The organism is Streptomyces sp. 5K101 (genome assembly GCF_046506645.1).
In the GTDB taxonomy this organism is placed as follows: domain Bacteria; phylum Actinomycetota; class Actinomycetes; order Streptomycetales; family Streptomycetaceae; genus Streptomyces.
This window is the reverse complement of record NZ_JBKFFO010000007.1, coordinates 250,717-266,382: the sequence shown is the minus strand read 5'-3', so window position 1 is coordinate 266,382 and position 15,666 is coordinate 250,717. Positions and strand designations below refer to the sequence as shown.

The window sequence follows — 15,666 nt, the reverse complement described above, 5'->3', positions numbered from 1 at the left end:
AGCATGAGCGCGACCCCGGACAACGCCGTCCGTACGTACATCGAGCAGCACCGCACCACCTTCGTCGACGACCTCGTCGAGTGGCTGCGGATCCCGTCCGTGTCGGCACACCCCGACCACGACGACGACGTACGGCGCAGCGCCGAGTGGCTCGCGGCCATGCTCGCGGAGACCGGCTTCCCCGTCACCGAGGTCTGGCCGACGCCCCGCGCCCCCGCGGTGTTCGCCGAGTGGCCGTCCAGCGACCCGGACGCGCCCACGGTGCTGGTCTACGGTCACCACGACGTGCAGCCCGCGGCCCGCGAGGACGGCTGGCGCACCGACCCGTTCGAGCCGGTGATCGAGGACGGCCGTCTGTACGCGCGGGGCGCCGCCGACGACAAGGGCCAGGTGTTCTTCCACACCCTCGGCGTACGCGCGCACCTCGCCGCCACCGGACGCACGGCACCCGCCGTCAACCTCAAGCTCATCGTCGAGGGCGAGGAGGAGTCCGGCTCTCCGCACTTCCGTGCGCTCGTCGAGGAGCACGCGCAGCGCCTCGCGGCCGACGCCGTGATCGTCTCCGACACCGGCATGTGGTCCGAGACGACGCCCACCGTCTGCACCGGCATGCGCGGCCTCGCCGACTGCGAGATCACCCTGTACGGCCCCGACCAGGACATTCACTCCGGTTCGTTCGGCGGCGCCGTCCCCAACCCGGCCACGGTCGCCGCCCGTATCGTCGCCGCCCTGCACGACGAGGACGAGCGCGTCACCGTCCCCGGCTTCTACGACGGCATCGCGCCCCTGGGCGACGCCGAGCGGGAGCTGTTCGCCGAGCTCCCGTTCGACGAGGAGTCGTGGCTGCGCACCGCCAAGTCCCACGGGACGCTCGGCGAGGCCGGGTACACCACGCTGGAGCGCATCTGGGCCCGCCCGACCGCCGAGGTCAACGGCATCGGCGGCGGCTACCAGGGTGCCGGCGGCAAGACGATCGTCCCGTCGTCGGCGTTCGTGAAGCTGTCCTTCCGGCTGGTGGCCGGACAGGAGCCGGACAAGATCGAGCGGGCGGTCACCGACTGGGTCGCCGCCCGCGTCCCCGCCGGGATCCGCCACGAGATCGTCTTCGGCGCCGCCACCCGCCCGTGTCTGACGCCGCTGGACCACCCGGCCCTGCGGTCGGTCGTACGGTCCATGAGCCGCGCCTTCGACGGCGAGAAGATCCGCTTCACGCGCGAGGGAGGATCCGGCCCGGCCGCCGACCTCCAGGACGTCCTCGGCGCCCCCGTCCTGTTCCTCGGCATCTCCGTACCGTCCGACGGCTGGCACGCACCCGACGAGAAGGTCGAGCTGGACCTGCTCGTCAAGGGTGTGGAAGCATCCGCCCACCTGTGGGGCGACATGGCCGACGCACTTCGCTGAACCGACACCGATCACCCCGGGGGAGTTGGAAGAACACCGTGAGCACCGAGAGCTACGCCGCCGCAGACCGCCCCATCGCCCTGACCGCACAGAGCGGCATCGACCGCGAAGCGCACAACCGTCTGGACGAGGCGTGGCTCGCTGCGGCATGGAGCCACCCCACGACCCGGGTCTTCGTCGTCTCCGGCGGCCAGGCGCTGATCGACGACACACCGGACGGCCGCACCGAGCTGGTCATGACGCCCGCCTTCGAGGCACCGGTCACCGAGACCCACCGCTACTTCCTCGGCACGGACGAGGACGGGGTGCGCTACTTCGCTCTCCAGAAGGACTCACTGCCGGGCCGCATGGACCAGTCGGCCCGGCCCGCGGGACTGCGCGAGGCAGGCCTGCTGCTCAGCCCGCGGGACGCGGGGCTGCTGGTGCACGCGGTGGCACTGGAGAACTGGCAGCGGCTGCACCGCTTCTGTTCACGCTGCGGCGAACGCACGGTCATCGCGGCGGCGGGCCACATCCGCCGCTGCCCGGCGTGCGGCGCCGAGCACTACCCCAGGACCGACCCCGCCGTGATCATGCTCGTCACGGACGAGGAGGACCGCGCGCTGCTGGGCCGCCAGGTGCACTGGCCCGAGGGCCGTTTCTCGACGCTCGCGGGCTTCGTGGAGCCCGGCGAGTCGATCGAGCAGTCGGTGCGGCGCGAGGTGCGCGAGGAGGTGGGCGTCACCGTCGGTGACGTGCAGTACGTCGCCAGCCAGCCCTGGCCCTTTCCCTCCAGCCTGATGCTCGGCTTCACCGCGCAGGCGACGTCGTCGGAGATCACCGTGGACGGCGAGGAGATCCACGAGGCGCGCTGGTTCTCCCGGGAGGACCTGCGGGCCGCGTTCGAGTGCGGGGAGGTGCTGCCTCCCTACGGGATCTCGATCGCGGCCCGCCTGATCGAGCTGTGGTACGGCAAGCCGCTGCCCAGGCCCGGGGATCTTCTCTGACGCTCCGGCCCTCGCGTCGCGCGGGGCCGGGCACGGGGACGAGCTAGGCGCCGATCTTCTGCTTGACCTGGGCAAGCGACGGGTTCGTCAGCGTGGAACCGTCCGGGAAGAGGACGGTCGGGACGGTCTGGTTGCCGCCGTTGGCCTTCTCGACGAAGGCCGCCGAATCCGGGTCGAGCTCGATGTTGACCTCGGTGTACGCGATGCCCTCACGGTCCATCTGGCTCTTCAGGCGGCGGCAGTATCCGCACCAGGTGGTGCTGTACATCGTCACAGTGCCCTGCATCGTCTCTCGTGCTCCTCAGCTCGCGGGTGCGTGTTCACCTCGCCCTAGAACGTAAGCGACCGGCCCGGCGATTCCCGAACCCGCGGATGGGCGGGTGGCGGGGGTGCGGGTGGGGATGCGGTGCGGGGGCGGGTGCCGGGGGTGCGGGTGCGGGTGCGGTACGACGAATACCGGGCCCCTGTGGACAACCGCCGCACCGGCCTCCTGGGACCTGGCAGCATGGCGGGGTGACAGCAGCAACGCACTCCTCTCTCTTCCCGCAGGTCCCCGAGTCGGCCGACGCGGTGCTCGACGGACTCGACCCCGAGCAGCGCGAGGTGGCGACCGCCCTGCACGGTCCGGTGTGCGTGCTGGCCGGTGCCGGCACGGGCAAGACGCGCGCGATCACCCACCGCATCGCGTACGGCGTCCGCGCGGGGATATTGCAGCCCGCCAGTGTGCTCGCGGTCACGTTCACCAACCGGGCGGCCGGCGAGATGCGGGGCCGGCTGCGCCAGCTCGGCGCCGGCGGCGTCCAGGCCCGCACCTTCCACTCCGCGGCCCTGCGTCAGCTGCAGTACTTCTGGCCGAAAGCCGTGGGCGGCGACCTGCCCCGGCTGCTGGAGCGCAAGATCCAGCTGGTCGCCGAGGCCGCGGCCCGCTGCCGCGTCCGCCTCGACCGGAACGAGCTGCGGGACGTGACCAGCGAGATCGAGTGGGCCAAGGTCACGCAGACCGTGCCGGCCGACTACCCGGCCGCGGTCGCCAAGGCCCTGCGGGAGGCTCCGCGCGACCCGGCGGAAATCAGCCAGATCTATGCGATGTACGAGCAGCTCAAGCGCGACCGCTCGGCCATCGACTTCGAGGACGTGCTGCTGCTCACGGTCGGCATCCTCCAGGACCGGCACGACATCGCCGAGCAGGTCCGCCGCCAGTACCAGCACTTCGTGGTCGACGAGTACCAGGACGTCAGCCCGCTCCAGCAGCGCCTGCTGGAGCTGTGGCTCGGGGACCGGGACAGCCTGTGCGTGGTCGGCGACGCCAGCCAGACGATCTACTCGTTCACCGGCGCCACCCCGGACCACCTGCTGAACTTCCGCACCCGCCACCCCGACGCGACCGTGGTCAAACTCGTCCGCGACTACCGCTCCACCCCCCAGGTCGTCCACCTGGCCAACGGACTGCTGGGCCAGGCGCGCGGCCGCGCAGCCGAGCACCGCCTCGAGCTGGTCTCGCAGCGCGACTCCGGTCCCGAGCCCGCCTACGTCGAGTACGGGGACGAGCCCGCCGAGGCCGAGGGCACGGCTCGCCGCATCCGTGATCTGATCGCCGCCGGCGTCCCGGCCGGCGAGATCGCCGTCCTCTACCGGATCAACGCCCAGTCCGAGGTCTACGAACAGGCCCTGGCCGATGCGGGCGTCCCGTACCAGCTGCGCGGTGCGGAGCGCTTCTTCGAGCGCCAGGAGGTCCGCGAGGCCGGGGTCGCCCTGCGCGGCGCCGCCCGGGCGGGGGCCAACGACTCCTTGCTCGACGACGCCGAGGACTTGCCCTCCCAGGTCCGGGCCGTGCTCTCCACGAAGGGCTGGACCACCGAGCCGCCCGCCGGATCGGGCGCGGTCCGCGACCGCTGGGAGTCCCTCGCGGCACTGGTCCGCCTCGCCGAGGACTTCGCCCGCGCCAGGCCCGGCGCGACGCTCGCGGATCTCGTCGCCGAGCTCGACGAGCGCGCCGCCGCGCAGCACGCCCCGACGGTCCAGGGCGTCACGCTCGCCTCCCTGCACTCGGCCAAGGGCCTGGAGTGGGACGCGGTGTTCCTGGTCGGCCTCACCGAGGGCATGATGCCGATCACCTACGCCAAGACCGACGAGCAGGTCGAGGAGGAGCGTCGGCTGCTCTATGTGGGAGTCACCCGAGCCCGGCTCCACCTGTGCTTGTCCTGGGCGCTGTCCCGTGCGCCGGGCGGCCGCGCCTCCCGTCGCCCGAGCCGTTTCCTGAACGGACTGCGTCCCGGATCGGCCGCGCCCGGCGCCCGCGGGGCCGGAGGCGCGGGCGGTGTCGAGCGCGGGAGTGGGGGCAAGCGCAAGCGGCGTGGGCCGGTGTTGTGCCGGGTTTGCGGCAAGACCCTCACGGATGCCGGTGAGATGAAGCTGATGCGCTGTGAGGACTGCCCCTCGGACATGGACGAGGCTCTGTACGAGCGGCTGCGCGAGTGGCGCTCGGACCGGGCCAAGGACCTCGGCCAGCCGGCGTACTGCGTCTTCACCGACAAGACCCTGATGGCGATCGCCGAGGCGGTGCCGGGAACGGAGGGGGAGTTGGCCGGCATCTCGGGGGTCGGCGGCCGCAAGCTGGAGCGCTTCGGTGCCGATGTGCTGGCCATCTGCGCAGGTGGGGAGCCGATGGGGGCCGACGAGGAGATTGATGCGAACTCGTCGAAAAAATAGTTTGCGCCCGCCCAGGCAATCCCCATAGGTTCTTAACCACGAGAACGGCGGCTTCTCTGAAGCCCTGTCCTCGTGCTGTACTTATCCGAATACCGCGACCGGCTCGCCCGGTCCCCGAGACGCCGAGAGGAGGCGAATCCAGTGATCAGCATCAAGACCAGCTTCATCAGCACCGCCAAAATGACCGATCGCTCGGTCGCCTCCGCCTGCTCGCTCGGCTTCTCCTCGGCGTTCATCGGCACCGGTATGTCCGGCGACTTCGCCGTCCTTCCCGTGTCCGGCATGGGCGGTCTGCCCGTCCTGGAGCGCAATGAGCGACCGACCAAGGCACTGGAAGCAGGAGTAGCAGCGGCAGAGGCTCGGGCCTATGCCTTTGCGGCGGCCAGTGCCGAGACCCAGCAGCAGACGACGCACCACCACTCGAAGTGGGCCTTCCGTGGGCTCGAACCCTGGAGTGATCCAGCCTGATCCAGCATCAGGCCGGCGCCTTCAGGGCCGCGGAACCCCACCCGGGATCCGCGGCCCTTCTGTTTTCCCCAGCGGGATGACAAAGCGAAGGGGCCTCGGGACCAGAAGTACCCGGTACCAACAGCCAACCGGCCGACCGGCCGGCACGACAGACGAGGAACAAGACACCGTGCAACTCGAAGCGCACGCCCCGTCCGTACCGCCTTCCCAGCCGATCTCCCCGCCCGCCCTTCCCGAGGACTCCACCTTGACTCCCCTCACCGCGCTGTCCGCGCTCGACGACGCCATCGAGAACCTCGGCGTACCGGTCCCCTGCCGTTCCTACGACCCGGAGGTCTTCTTCGCCGAGTCGCCGGCCGACGTCGAGTACGCCAAGTCCCTCTGCCGTACCTGCCCGCTGATGGAGGCGTGCCTCGCGGGCGCCAAGGAGCGGCGTGAGCCGTGGGGTGTCTGGGGCGGAGAGCTCTTCGTCCAGGGTGTCGTCGTCGCCCGGAAGCGGCCGCGTGGCCGTCCGCGCAAGAACCCGGTCGCGGCATGAGCACCGCAGGCACCATCGACCGACCCCTCACGCACGATCCCCATAAGCAGGCCCCGATGACCTCCTCCGCCAGCGAGCCCTCCGGCTCCGCCACCCCAGCCGTCACCACCATCGGCGCGAACGCCTCGCGTCAGAACAGGACCCGCGAAATGCAACTCATCCCAGAAGCCCTGGCTCGTGCGCATATGAATGAGCGCCGGCGTGAAGCCGATGCGGAACGCCAGGCCGTGCGCCTGGTCGCCGCCCGGCGGATGCAGCGCCGCGCCGAGCGCGTGTCGATGCGCGCCCGCCGCGCACTGGCCATGGCCGTCATGCACTGAGGCACACGCTGTCCCCGCGGGGGCCGGTTCGAACGGACCGGCCCCCGCGGTGCGTTGCCGCGCGGGCCGTCCGGGGCGGCGGTATCGTCGCGAGGTGGACCAGGACAAGACGCCGCAGCCCGGAGAGCAGGGCGCGCAGACACCGGGCGCGGAGAGCACTGTGTGCTCCCGATGCGGTGCGACCGCCGAGGGGACGCCGGTCACCTGGACCTGTTCCGTGGAGAACGGGGTCCCCCTCTACCTGTGCGAGGACTGCGCACGGGCCAACATCAGGTCGATCGAGGGCAGGCTCGACTCGTCCTGGTGGTGACGCCGCGCGTCGGAGACTGCCCCGCCCGTCCTGTGGGTCAGCCCTGCGCCTCCAGCGCCGCACCCTCGCCGGGTCCCTCCAGCTCCTCGACCGCCTCGCGGATGTCGCCCTCCTCCTCCGGATCGAGGAACCCTGGCAGCCAGTCCTCCAGTTCCTCCCGCAGCCGCACGGAGGCTTTCAGCTGGCAGAGCACGCCGATGGTGCTCAATGTCACACGGTGTATCAGCAGGTACGCGGGCGGCAGGTTGAGCTGCTTGCCCAACTGGTGTGCCGGAGAGCGGATGTCGGCGATCCGCGCCGCCTGCGCACGCATCCAGCCGCGCGTGAAGGTGAACTCCTCCGCCTCCGCGGGCTCGATGATCGGCAGCAGGTACTCCAGGACCGCTTCCGGGTCGAGGTCGATCGTCTCCTTGACGAAGCCCTCCTCGCACAGCATCCGGTAGACGGCCTCGGCCTCGCCTGCCAGCGTCATCCGCAGACATTCGCCGATGGTGTGCGGGAGCCCGCCCGGCAGCCGGTCCACCGTGCCGAAGTCCAGCACGCCGAGCCGCAGAGGCTCGCCGTCCTCGCCCGGAAGGAGCCGGAAGTTGCCCGGGTGGGGGTCGGCGTGCAGAAGTCCCGTGCGGGCGGGGCCGGAGAAGAGGAACCGGGAGAGCAGCTGGCCTGCGCGGTCGCGCTGCTCAGCTGTGCCGTCGGCGATCACGTCGGCCAGCGGTATGCCGTCGATCCACTCCGTCACCAGTACGTGGTCGCACTGGTGGACGACGTCCGGCACGACCACATCGGGATCGCCGGCGAACTCCGCAGCGTGCTCGCGCTGCGCCTGCGCCTCCAGCTCGTAGTCCAGCTCCTCCGAGACCCGGTCGCGCAGTTCGGCGATGAGGGGCTTGATGTCCATCCCCGGGACGAGGGGGCCCAGGAGCTTGGCGAAGCGGCTCAGCTGGGTCAGGTCCGACAACAGGGCCTCACCCGCGCCCGGGTACTGCACCTTGACCGCGACCTCGCGTCCGTCGTGCCATACGGCCCGGTGCACCTGGCCGATGGAGGCGGCGGCCGAGGGCTTGTCCTCGAAGCTCAGGAAGAACTCGCGCCACTCCTCGCCCATCCGCTCGGCGAGCACGGCGTGGACGGTGCGCGTCGGCATCGGGGGAGCGGCGTCCTGCAGCTTGGTGAGTGCCGCGCGGTAGGGGCCGGCGACCTCCTCGGGCAGGGCGGATTCGAAGACGGACATCGCCTGCCCGAACTTCATCGCGCCCCCCTTCAGCTCGCCGAGCACCTTGAACAGCTGCTCCGCCGTGCGCTGTTGCAGCTCACGGGCCACGATCTCCGCGGACTTGCCGCCGATCCGCTTGCCGAGCCCCCACGTGGCCCGGCCGGCGAAACCCAGCGGCAGCGCGGCCAACTTCGCGGTACGAGTGACCGCCTTCCGGGGAAGATCAGACATACGCCCCTCCAAATCCCAGCCGGCATGCCGCAGCTGCCTTACGGCACTGCGCCGTTGACGGCGGTTACCGAGCCATTGTCTCGTGCGTCGGACCGATCCCCGAGGTGTCTCTCCTCTCAGTCCTGCCCCCGGCACCGCACGGGCAGTCGGCGTGGGGCGCGATCCGCTCGGACCGCCACTGCACGGACGGCAGCGACACCTCCCAGCGGGCGTCGGCGCTCGACGGCAGGTCACCGTCGAGGAAGGACAGCGCGTGGCACGCGGCGAGCCCGGCGACCGCCGTGGCCAGCGTGGCGTCACAGGCCGCAGGCACCGCCCTGCGGCGCCCAGAACGCCACTGCGCGAGCAGTATCGACCGGGCCGGATCGCGTTCGGCCCGGTCCCGCTCCAGACAGGCGGCGCAGGCCGTGCTCCCGGGCAGCACCAGCGGCCCGACCACACCCGTCGCCTCCACAACACCCGCGTAGAGATGGGGAATCCCGGTGGTGATCCAGTCCTCGGCGGGCAACGGGTCCGGTGCGTAGGCGCCGAGCCCGTCGCGCGGGGCCACCACGACGAGACAGAGCGCGGGCTCGCCGCCGCCCGGCTCCGCCACCTCCGCCCTGCGCGGAGCGCGGTCGGGCGCCGAGCGGCGGACCAGACGCCGGGCCGCCGCGTCCCGCCGCTGCCCGACGTCCTCGGCGGTCAACCCGCCGGGCGTCACGTCCCCCGGCTCGGCGAACCCGCCGTCGAGCACCTCGACCCGCCCCACTCCCGCCGCCGACAGCGTCGCGGCGACCAGGGCGCCGACGCGTCCGGCGCCGCGCACCTGGACCCGTATGGCCCGCCGCGCCGCCAGCCTCCGCATCGCGCCGCCCGGCTCGCGGTGGACCACGGACAGCGACGCCAGGTCCGGACGCAGCCGGTCGACGGCGTCCGGCCTCCTGCGCAGCGAGTCAGCGGCCGGCCCGCCGGCTTTCGGGTCGTCCAGGAGCCCCGCGGCCGCCAGCCGGCCGACCAGCGCGTCGGCCCGCCCGTCCGACAGCCCCCTCGTGCGCGCCTCGGCGCGCAGGAGATCCAGCCCCCGGGTGCCGTCCAGCAGGTCGATCAGCGAGCCGGTCGCGGTGTCCAGCGGCCCCACCGTCACCGCGTGCGCGGATGTCACTCCGACCTGCACGGACTGGCGGTCGCGCCATGCCCGCCGCAGGGCAGGCTTCATCATCGGATGCATTTCCGTCCCCGTTCCCCCGTCGAATTCATGGTCTTCTTCTTCGGACCGTGTTCGGACTCTTCGGACCGCTGTCAGAATGCCCGTCCGTGCCGAGGCGTGTGAAAAGTTGTCCACAGGTGCGGGGCATTAGTCGTTCAAACCGTGCAGCCATGGAGTGGATCAAGGGCGAACCGTCCCCTGGGCGGGACTTCCCGTACTGACAGCGGGTAACGTCGGGGCGTGCCCGTCGACCCGTCCCCTCGACTCACCGGGGAGAACACAGCGCGCGGCGCGGGAACCACGCGAAACGCCGGTCGTCACCCGCACCGCGGGCCCGCCACGAGCGCGGTCGAGGTCCGCCGGAGCGCCCGGCGCAGCAGAACGGTCTCCGCCTACCGCGAGGGCGACCGCACCATCGTGCTGATCCCCGCCCGGATGTCCGAGGCCGAGGAGCGCCGGTGGGTCGACGTCATGCTGGACAAGCTCGCGGCGCAGGAGAGCAAGCGCGTCCTCGGCGACCGTGAACTCCACGAGCGTGCCGAGCGGTTGTCGGAGCAGTACTTCGACGGACAGGCAAAGCCCGCATCGGTGCGGTGGGTGACGAATCAGAACACCCGTTGGGGCTCGTGCACTCCGGCCGAGGGCAGCATCCGGCTCTCGCATCGGCTGCAGGCCATGCCCGAGTACGTCGTCGACTACGTGCTCGTCCACGAGCTCGCCCACCTGCTGGTGCCCGGGCACGGGCCGCGCTTCTGGCGGCTGCTGGAGGCCTATCCCCGTACCGAGCGGGCCCGCGGCTACCTCGAAGGCGTGGTCGCCGCAGGCCGGCTGCCGCACGTGCCCGGCGCGCGCGAGGAGTGAGCGCCGCCCGGGCGCGCAGTGGCGACCCGGTGCAATGTGCGGCGTCAACGGCCCGTTGTGGACCAGGTGTCGACGGTCCTGTACCGAATGTGTACCGGCCTGGGTCCATGTCGCCCGAAGCGGATAGCCTGGCGCGACGCATTCGTACATTCGGGATGGGGGACGGTCGTTACGCATGGCCAGGGAATTCCAACGGGGCCACAAGGCCAAGATCAGTGATCTGACGGCGGGAACGGATCTGTACGTAGGCGTGCAGATCGCTGCTCCTGGACTGACCTTCGACATCAGCTGCTTCGGCCTCGATGCGAACGAGCAACTCTCCGACGACCGGTACTTCATCTTCTTCAACCAGCCGAAGTCGCCCGAGGAGTCCATTCAGCTTCTCGGTGCGCAGGCCGGTGACACCGAGTCGTTCCGCGTCACTCTGGACCGCATCCCGGCGAGCATCCACAAGCTGTCCTTCACCGCCACGATCGACGGCGCGGGGCAGATGTCGCAGATCGGCCCCGGTTACATCCGGATCGTCGCGGGCGGCGAAGAGGTCGTCAGGTATGCCTTCACCGGCTCCGAGTTCAGCACCGAACGCGCGGTGATGCTGGGCGACTTCTACCTCAAGGACGTGTGGCGGTTCGCCGCCGTCGGGCAGGGCTTCGACGGCGGCCTCGAGGCGCTGCTGAAGAACTTCGGCGGAGAGGTCGCCGAGGAGGAGCCCGCCGCGCAGCAGCCGCAGGCCGCCGCGCCCTCGTTCGCGCCGCCCGCGGCACCTGCCGCGCCCGCGCCCGCCTTCGGTGCCCCGCAGGCTCCCCAGGCCCCGCAGGCCCCCGCTCCCGCCCCCGGCTTCGGCGCTCCCGCGGCCCCGGCTCCGGCCCCACAGGTCCCCGCGCCGGGCCCGCAGGTGCACGCCGCCCCGACCATGGCGGCCCCCATGGCACCTCCCGCCGGCACCGTGCCGCCGCCCGCGCCGTCCCCGTACGGCCAGCCGCAGCCGCCTCAGCAGCCGCAGTACGGCCAGGTCCCCGGCCAGATGCCGGGGCAGGTGCCCGGCCAGGCCCCGCCGCCCGGAATGCCGTACGGCCAGCCCGCCCGCGGCCCGTACGGCCAGCAGCCCGGCATGCCGCAGGGCGCGCCGCAGGGAGTCCCCCAGGGTGTGCCGCAGACCGGCGCCGGCCTGCAGTCGGCCCTCCAGCCCTACCGCGAGACGCCCACCGGGCAGCGCTGGACCCCGCAGAACCAACAGATGATGCGGGTCGACCTGACCATGGGCGGTACACCGGTGCTGGCCCGTCAGGGCAGCATGGTCATGTACCAGGGCAAGGTCGACTTCAGCTACAAGGGCGCCGGGTTCGCCGGCCGGATCGTCGGCAACGCCACGGGCCAGGAGATGCAGCTGATGCGCTGCAGCGGACGTGGCCAGGTCTTCCTCGCGGAGAACGGCGCACACCTGCACTCCATCGAGCTGCAGGGCGACGGCATCTGCGTCTCCGCCGAGAACGTGCTCGCCTTCGACGAGTCGCTGCAGCACGAGGTCCGGCGCATCGAGGGGCACGGCATCCCCGGCGGCGCGCTGTTCACCATGATGTTCCACGGCACCGGCACCGTCGTCGTCAAGACACAGGGCGTCCCCGTCGTCCTGCCGGTCACGCCCACGACGTTCGCCGACAGCAACGCGGTCATCGCCTGGTCGGCGGCCTCGCAGGTCATCCTCTCCAGCCAGGTCCGGCTGCGCCGCAACGCCTACCCGGGACACAGCGGCGAGACCGTGAACCTCCAGTTCCGGGGCGCCCCCGGCAACTTCATCGTCGTCCAGCCCTACGAGGTCTGAGGGAGCCCGGATCATGAACCAGCAACTCGCGGGCTTCGCCCCGACCCCCGTCACGGCCCGGATGGAGAACCACGGCCGCACCATGCTCAAGGTCGCCATGGCCACCGGCCAGGACCTGTACGCACGCACCGGCTCGATGGTCGCCTACGAGGGCTTCGTCCAGTACGAGCCCAACCCGCCCGCCGTCCGCCAGATCGCCTCCCAGTGGGTGACCGGCGAAGGCGCGCCGATCATGAAGTGCTCCGGCGACGGGCTGCTCTACCTCGCCGACTACGGCGCCGACGTCGTCGTCATCAACCTCGACAACGACTCCATCTCGGTCAACGGCACCAACCTCCTGGCCTTCGACGCCCATCTCCAGTGGGGCGTCGAGAAGGTCAAGGGCCTTGCCAAGTTCGCCGGCCAGGGCCTGTGGAACGTGGAGGTCGCCGGCACCGGCTGGGTCGCCCTCACCTCCCGCGGCACACCCATCGTCGTCGACTGCGGCCGCGGCGAGGACGAGACGTACGTCGACCCGGACGCCCTCGTCGCCTGGTCCCCGAACCTCAAGGTGAAGGGCAAGCGCAGCTTCAAGGCCTCCTCGCTGATCGGGCGGGGCAGCGGAGAGGCGTACCAGATGGCCTTCTCGGGCCAGGGCATCGTCGTCGTACAGCCGAGTGAGGACAGCACCGACCGCCTGCGGATCCGGGGCTGAGGGGGAGCGAGAACACACCATGCAGAGTCCGCTTTTCGGCTACGCCGAGCAGCAGTCCCAGGACCGCTACGTCGTACAGAACCCGCAGCTGCTGCGGGTCACTCTGACCGGACAGGACGACATCCTCGCCCGCAAGGGCGCGATGGTCGCCTACCAGGGGCTGGTCGACTTCGACGGCGAGTACCAGACGAGCAGCCAGCGCAGGGCCCGCGCCAACACCGGTGAGGGCCTCGACCTGATGCGCTGCTCGGGCCAGGGCACCGTCTACTTCGCCAATCTCGCCCAGTACGTCCACGTCGTCGACGTGGACCAGGAGGGCATGACCGTCGACAGCGCCTATGTGCTGGCGCTCGACTCGACGCTGCACACCGAGGTCATCGCGGTGGACAGCCAGTACGGCATCTCCGGATCCGGCAAGTACCAGCTCAACATCTCCGGCCGGGGCAAGGTCGCGCTGATGACGTCCGGGCAGCCCCTGATGATGCAGGTGACGCCGGACAAGTACGTGAACGTGGACGCCGACGCCATCGTGGCCTGGTCCTCCGCGCTGCGCGTGCAGATGCAGGCCCAGACGCACTCCTCGAACGTGCGCCGCCGCCGCGGCAACACGGGAGAGGGCTGGGAGTTGAGCTTCCTGGGGCAGGGCTTCGCCCTCGTCCAGCCCAGCGAGGTCATGCCCCCGCAGAACGCGGACCTCGGACAGGGCCTGCGGGCCCAGTACGGCGTGGGCCAGCACGGCTCCCACGCGCAGAACCAGAACAACGCCTGGAACTGACGCGTACCCACGCAAGGGGCGGTCGCCGTCCCCCTGCCTTCGGCGGGGAGACCCCGAGCCGACCGCCCCTTGCCCAGGGGTGCTGCGGCACCATGGGCGCTACAGGGCCGCCCGCGTGCGCTCCAGAAGCCGTACGACGGAGGCGTCGGCGACACCCGCCACCTCGTCGTAGGCGAACCAGCGCAGATCCAGTGACTCCTCGCTGATCGCGGGGGCGGAACCGGCCGGGGCCAGTGCCGCGTACTGCACGTCCAGGTGCCAGTGGCACGGCGCGGGGATCGCGTGCCGGTCCAGGGTGACCGGGCCGCCGGGCAGCAGGGACAGCCCCGGGATCCCGGACTCCTCCGTGGCCTCGCGCAGCGCCGCCGCGGCCAGGGTCGTGTCCTGGGGCTCGCAGTGGCCGCCCATCTGCAGCCACATGCCGAGCTTCCGGTGCAGCGTCAGCAGCACCCGCCCGCGCTCCGGGTCGACGACCAGGGCGCTCGCGGTGAGATGCCCGGCCTCGCAGGATTTCCACATCCCGTCCGGATGCGCCGCCAGATGGTCCAGATACGTCTGCCGCAGCGCGGCCTGGCCGTCCTCGTGGGCCCCGTAGCCCTTGAGCACGAGGACGGCGTCGTCGTGGAGGCTCACTTGTCGGTGTCGTCCTCGCCGCCGGCCGGACCCTCGGGCTTCTCGCCGGACTCTCCCGGCCTGCCCTTGGCGGCGTCCGGCTTGCCGAGGTCCGGCGACGTGCCGCCGGCGGCCTCGCCGAGCATCCTGTCCAGCTCGGAGAAGTCCAGCTGCTCGCGGTGCACGAAGCCGTCCGGGTCGTCCAGGTCGGTGGCGGTCGGCAGCATGTCCGGGTGCTCCCACAGGGCGTCACGCCCGTCGACACCGCGGGCGTCCGTCAGGGAGGCCCACAGCCGCGCGGCGTCCCGCAGCCTGCGCGGACGCAGCTGCAGACCGATCAGGGTCGCGAACGTCTGCTCCGCCGGGCCGCCGGACGCGCGCCGCCTGCGCAGCGTCTCGCGCAGGGCGCTCGCGGACGTGAGCCGGGACGAGGCGGCCTCGTGGACCACCGCATCGACCCAGCCCTCGACCAGCGCGAGCGCCGTCTCCAGCCGGGCCAGGGCCGCCTTCTGCTCCGGGGTGTCCTCGGGCTGGAACATGCCCTGCTGCAGCGCCTCCTGCAACTGCTCGGGGTGCGAGGGGTCGAACTGGCCGACCACGTCCTCCAGCCTGGACGTGTCCACCTTGATTCCGCGGGCGTACCCCTCGACCGCTCCGAACAGGTGCGAGCGCAGCCACGGCACATGGGCGAAGAGCCTCTGGTGGGCCGCTTCGCGCAGCGCCAGGTACAGCCGCACCTCCTCCCTGGGCACGCCCAGGTCCTTGCCGAGGGCGTCCACGTTCAGCGGGAGGAGCGCGGCCTTGCCGGCCGGGCCCAGCGGCAGGCCGATGTCGGTCGAGCCGACCACCTCGCCGGCCAGGACGCCGACCGCCTGCCCGATCTGCTGCCCGAACATCGCCCCGCCCATGGAGCGCATCATGCCGATCAGCGGGCCCGCCATGGCCTGCATCTCCTCGGGCAGCACGTCGCCCATGGCGAGGCCGACGCGCTCGGCGACCGGGTCGACGAGCTGCTGCCACGCCGGAAGGGTCGCCTCCACCCACTCCGCGCGGCTCCACGCCACGGCCGTGCTCGCGCCCGACGGCAGCGAGGTCGCACCGTCCAGCCACAGGTCGGCCAGCCGCACGGCCTCCTCGACCGCGGTGCGGTCCACCGGGCCGACGCTCGCGTCCTTGACGCCGTCCGGCGTGCCCTGGGAGACCGTCTGGCGGGCGATCTGCTTGGCCATGTCCCAGTTCACCGGGCCGCCCTCGTAGCTCAGCATCTGGCCGAGCTGCTGGAACGCCGCGCCGAGATCGTTGGGGTTCAGCGAGCCGAACATGGCGGCGAAGGGGTTGTCCCCGCCGCCCTCGCCGAAGCCGAAGCCGAAGGGGTTGGACGGGGATCCGCCGGAGCCCTGGCCACCTCCGGCGGGATTCCTCTTCTTGCCCTCGTCGCCGTTCTCCGGCTCCTCCGGCGGAAGGCCGAATCCGAATGGGGTGTCACTCACGGGTTTCCTCGGCTCGTAGGGCCGCCGGCTCTTTGCCGGCGGCGACT

General features: G+C 71.6%; 16 protein-coding genes. 11 read left to right on the top strand and 5 right to left on the bottom strand.

What is annotated here, in order from left to right; all coding sequences use genetic code 11:
* Window positions 1–3: 3 nt before the first annotated feature.
* Entirely contained in the window at window positions 4–1,401 is a 1,398-nt protein-coding gene (locus ACLB9X_RS16500) for a dipeptidase (RefSeq protein WP_410361103.1), read from the top strand.
* A 38-nt stretch (window positions 1,402–1,439) separates the two neighbouring features.
* Window positions 1,440–2,387, top strand: coding sequence for an NAD(+) diphosphatase (gene nudC, locus ACLB9X_RS16495; RefSeq protein ID WP_410361102.1), 948 nt, complete (start codon window positions 1,440–1,442; stop codon window positions 2,385–2,387).
* A gap of 43 nt (window positions 2,388–2,430) precedes the next feature.
* Here the strand turns inward: nudC and ACLB9X_RS16490 are convergent, their stop codons facing one another.
* Complete coding sequence (locus tag ACLB9X_RS16490) at window positions 2,431–2,673, bottom strand: mycoredoxin (RefSeq protein WP_392323889.1); 243 nt, start codon at window positions 2,671–2,673, stop codon at window positions 2,431–2,433.
* Between the two features lie 284 nt (window positions 2,674–2,957).
* On the opposite strand from ACLB9X_RS16490, the gene ACLB9X_RS16485 reads away from it, so the two are divergent.
* The 5 genes from ACLB9X_RS16485 (at window position 2,958) to ACLB9X_RS16465 (ending at window position 6,732) form a co-directional block, all read left to right on the top strand.
* Complete coding sequence (locus tag ACLB9X_RS16485; RefSeq protein WP_410361194.1) at window positions 2,958–5,096, top strand: ATP-dependent DNA helicase UvrD2; 2,139 nt, start codon at window positions 2,958–2,960, stop codon at window positions 5,094–5,096.
* A 141-nt stretch (window positions 5,097–5,237) separates the two neighbouring features.
* A complete protein-coding gene (locus ACLB9X_RS16480; RefSeq protein WP_410361101.1) occupies window positions 5,238–5,564 on the top strand; it encodes a hypothetical protein in 327 nt (108 codons plus the stop codon).
* A gap of 169 nt (window positions 5,565–5,733) precedes the next feature.
* A complete protein-coding gene (locus tag ACLB9X_RS16475) occupies window positions 5,734–6,102 on the top strand; it encodes a WhiB family transcriptional regulator (protein WP_410361100.1) in 369 nt (122 codons plus the stop codon).
* Window positions 6,099–6,422: a hypothetical protein gene (locus tag ACLB9X_RS16470; protein ID WP_410361099.1), complete on the top strand. Its 324-nt coding sequence runs from the start codon at window positions 6,099–6,101 to the stop codon at window positions 6,420–6,422. The genes ACLB9X_RS16475 and ACLB9X_RS16470 overlap by 4 nt, the downstream gene beginning before the upstream one ends.
* 94 nt (window positions 6,423–6,516) lie before the next feature.
* Entirely contained in the window at window positions 6,517–6,732 is a 216-nt protein-coding gene (locus tag ACLB9X_RS16465) for a hypothetical protein (protein WP_410361098.1), read from the top strand.
* Window positions 6,733–6,769: 37 nt separating this feature from the next.
* On the opposite strand, the gene ACLB9X_RS16460 is transcribed toward ACLB9X_RS16465, so the two are convergent.
* Window positions 6,770–8,176, bottom strand: coding sequence for an ABC1 kinase family protein (locus ACLB9X_RS16460; RefSeq protein WP_410361097.1), 1,407 nt, complete (start codon window positions 8,174–8,176; stop codon window positions 6,770–6,772).
* Window positions 8,177–8,240: 64 nt separating this feature from the next.
* Window positions 8,241–9,386, bottom strand: coding sequence for a TOMM precursor leader peptide-binding protein (locus ACLB9X_RS16455; RefSeq protein WP_410361096.1), 1,146 nt, complete (start codon window positions 9,384–9,386; stop codon window positions 8,241–8,243).
* Between the two features lie 219 nt (window positions 9,387–9,605).
* Between ACLB9X_RS16455 and ACLB9X_RS16450 the strand changes: the two genes are divergently transcribed.
* The 4 genes from ACLB9X_RS16450 to ACLB9X_RS16435 all read left to right on the top strand — a co-directional run bounded on the left by ACLB9X_RS16450 (window position 9,606) and on the right by ACLB9X_RS16435 (window position 13,517).
* Window positions 9,606–10,226 carry a M48 family metallopeptidase gene (locus ACLB9X_RS16450; RefSeq protein ID WP_410361095.1) on the top strand — a complete coding sequence of 207 codons (621 nt, stop codon included), beginning with the start codon at window positions 9,606–9,608 and terminating at the stop codon, window positions 10,224–10,226.
* Between the two features lie 175 nt (window positions 10,227–10,401).
* Window positions 10,402–12,048, top strand: a complete 1,647-nt coding sequence (locus tag ACLB9X_RS16445) for a TerD family protein (RefSeq protein WP_410361094.1) — start codon at window positions 10,402–10,404, stop codon at window positions 12,046–12,048.
* Between the two features lie 13 nt (window positions 12,049–12,061).
* Window positions 12,062–12,742 carry an AIM24 family protein gene (locus ACLB9X_RS16440; protein ID WP_410361093.1) on the top strand — a complete coding sequence of 227 codons (681 nt, stop codon included), beginning with the start codon at window positions 12,062–12,064 and terminating at the stop codon, window positions 12,740–12,742.
* A 19-nt stretch (window positions 12,743–12,761) separates the two neighbouring features.
* Window positions 12,762–13,517 (top strand): AIM24 family protein, encoded by a 756-nt coding sequence (locus ACLB9X_RS16435; RefSeq protein WP_410361092.1) that lies wholly within the window; start codon window positions 12,762–12,764, stop codon window positions 13,515–13,517.
* Window positions 13,518–13,616: 99 nt separating this feature from the next.
* On the opposite strand, the gene ACLB9X_RS16430 is transcribed toward ACLB9X_RS16435, so the two are convergent.
* Together ACLB9X_RS16430 and ACLB9X_RS16425 are read right to left on the bottom strand one after the other, a co-directional pair.
* Window positions 13,617–14,150, bottom strand: coding sequence for an NUDIX hydrolase (locus ACLB9X_RS16430; RefSeq protein ID WP_410361091.1), 534 nt, complete (start codon window positions 14,148–14,150; stop codon window positions 13,617–13,619).
* Window positions 14,147–15,619, bottom strand: coding sequence for a zinc-dependent metalloprotease (locus ACLB9X_RS16425; RefSeq protein WP_410361090.1), 1,473 nt, complete (start codon window positions 15,617–15,619; stop codon window positions 14,147–14,149). Before ACLB9X_RS16425 ends, ACLB9X_RS16430 begins: the two co-directional genes overlap by 4 nt.
* Between the last annotated feature and the right edge of the window lie 47 nt (window positions 15,620–15,666).

Excerpts from the sequence above, each read along its gene's own strand:
- ACLB9X_RS16500 (WP_410361103.1), top strand. The coding sequence starts at position 4 with ATGAGCGCGACCCCGGACAACGCCGTCCGTACGTACATCGAGCAGCAC.
- ACLB9X_RS16490 (WP_392323889.1), bottom strand. The coding sequence starts at position 2,673 with ATGCAGGGCACTGTGACGATGTACAGCACCACCTGGTGCGGATACTGC.
- ACLB9X_RS16470 (WP_410361099.1), top strand. The coding sequence starts at position 6,099 with ATGAGCACCGCAGGCACCATCGACCGACCCCTCACGCACGATCCCCAT.
- ACLB9X_RS16460 (WP_410361097.1), bottom strand. The coding sequence starts at position 8,176 with ATGTCTGATCTTCCCCGGAAGGCGGTCACTCGTACCGCGAAGTTGGCC.
- ACLB9X_RS16455 (WP_410361096.1), bottom strand. The coding sequence starts at position 9,386 with ATGCATCCGATGATGAAGCCTGCCCTGCGGCGGGCATGGCGCGACCGC.
- ACLB9X_RS16445 (WP_410361094.1), top strand. The coding sequence starts at position 10,402 with ATGGCCAGGGAATTCCAACGGGGCCACAAGGCCAAGATCAGTGATCTG.
- ACLB9X_RS16440 (WP_410361093.1), top strand. The coding sequence starts at position 12,062 with ATGAACCAGCAACTCGCGGGCTTCGCCCCGACCCCCGTCACGGCCCGG.
- ACLB9X_RS16435 (WP_410361092.1), top strand. The coding sequence starts at position 12,762 with ATGCAGAGTCCGCTTTTCGGCTACGCCGAGCAGCAGTCCCAGGACCGC.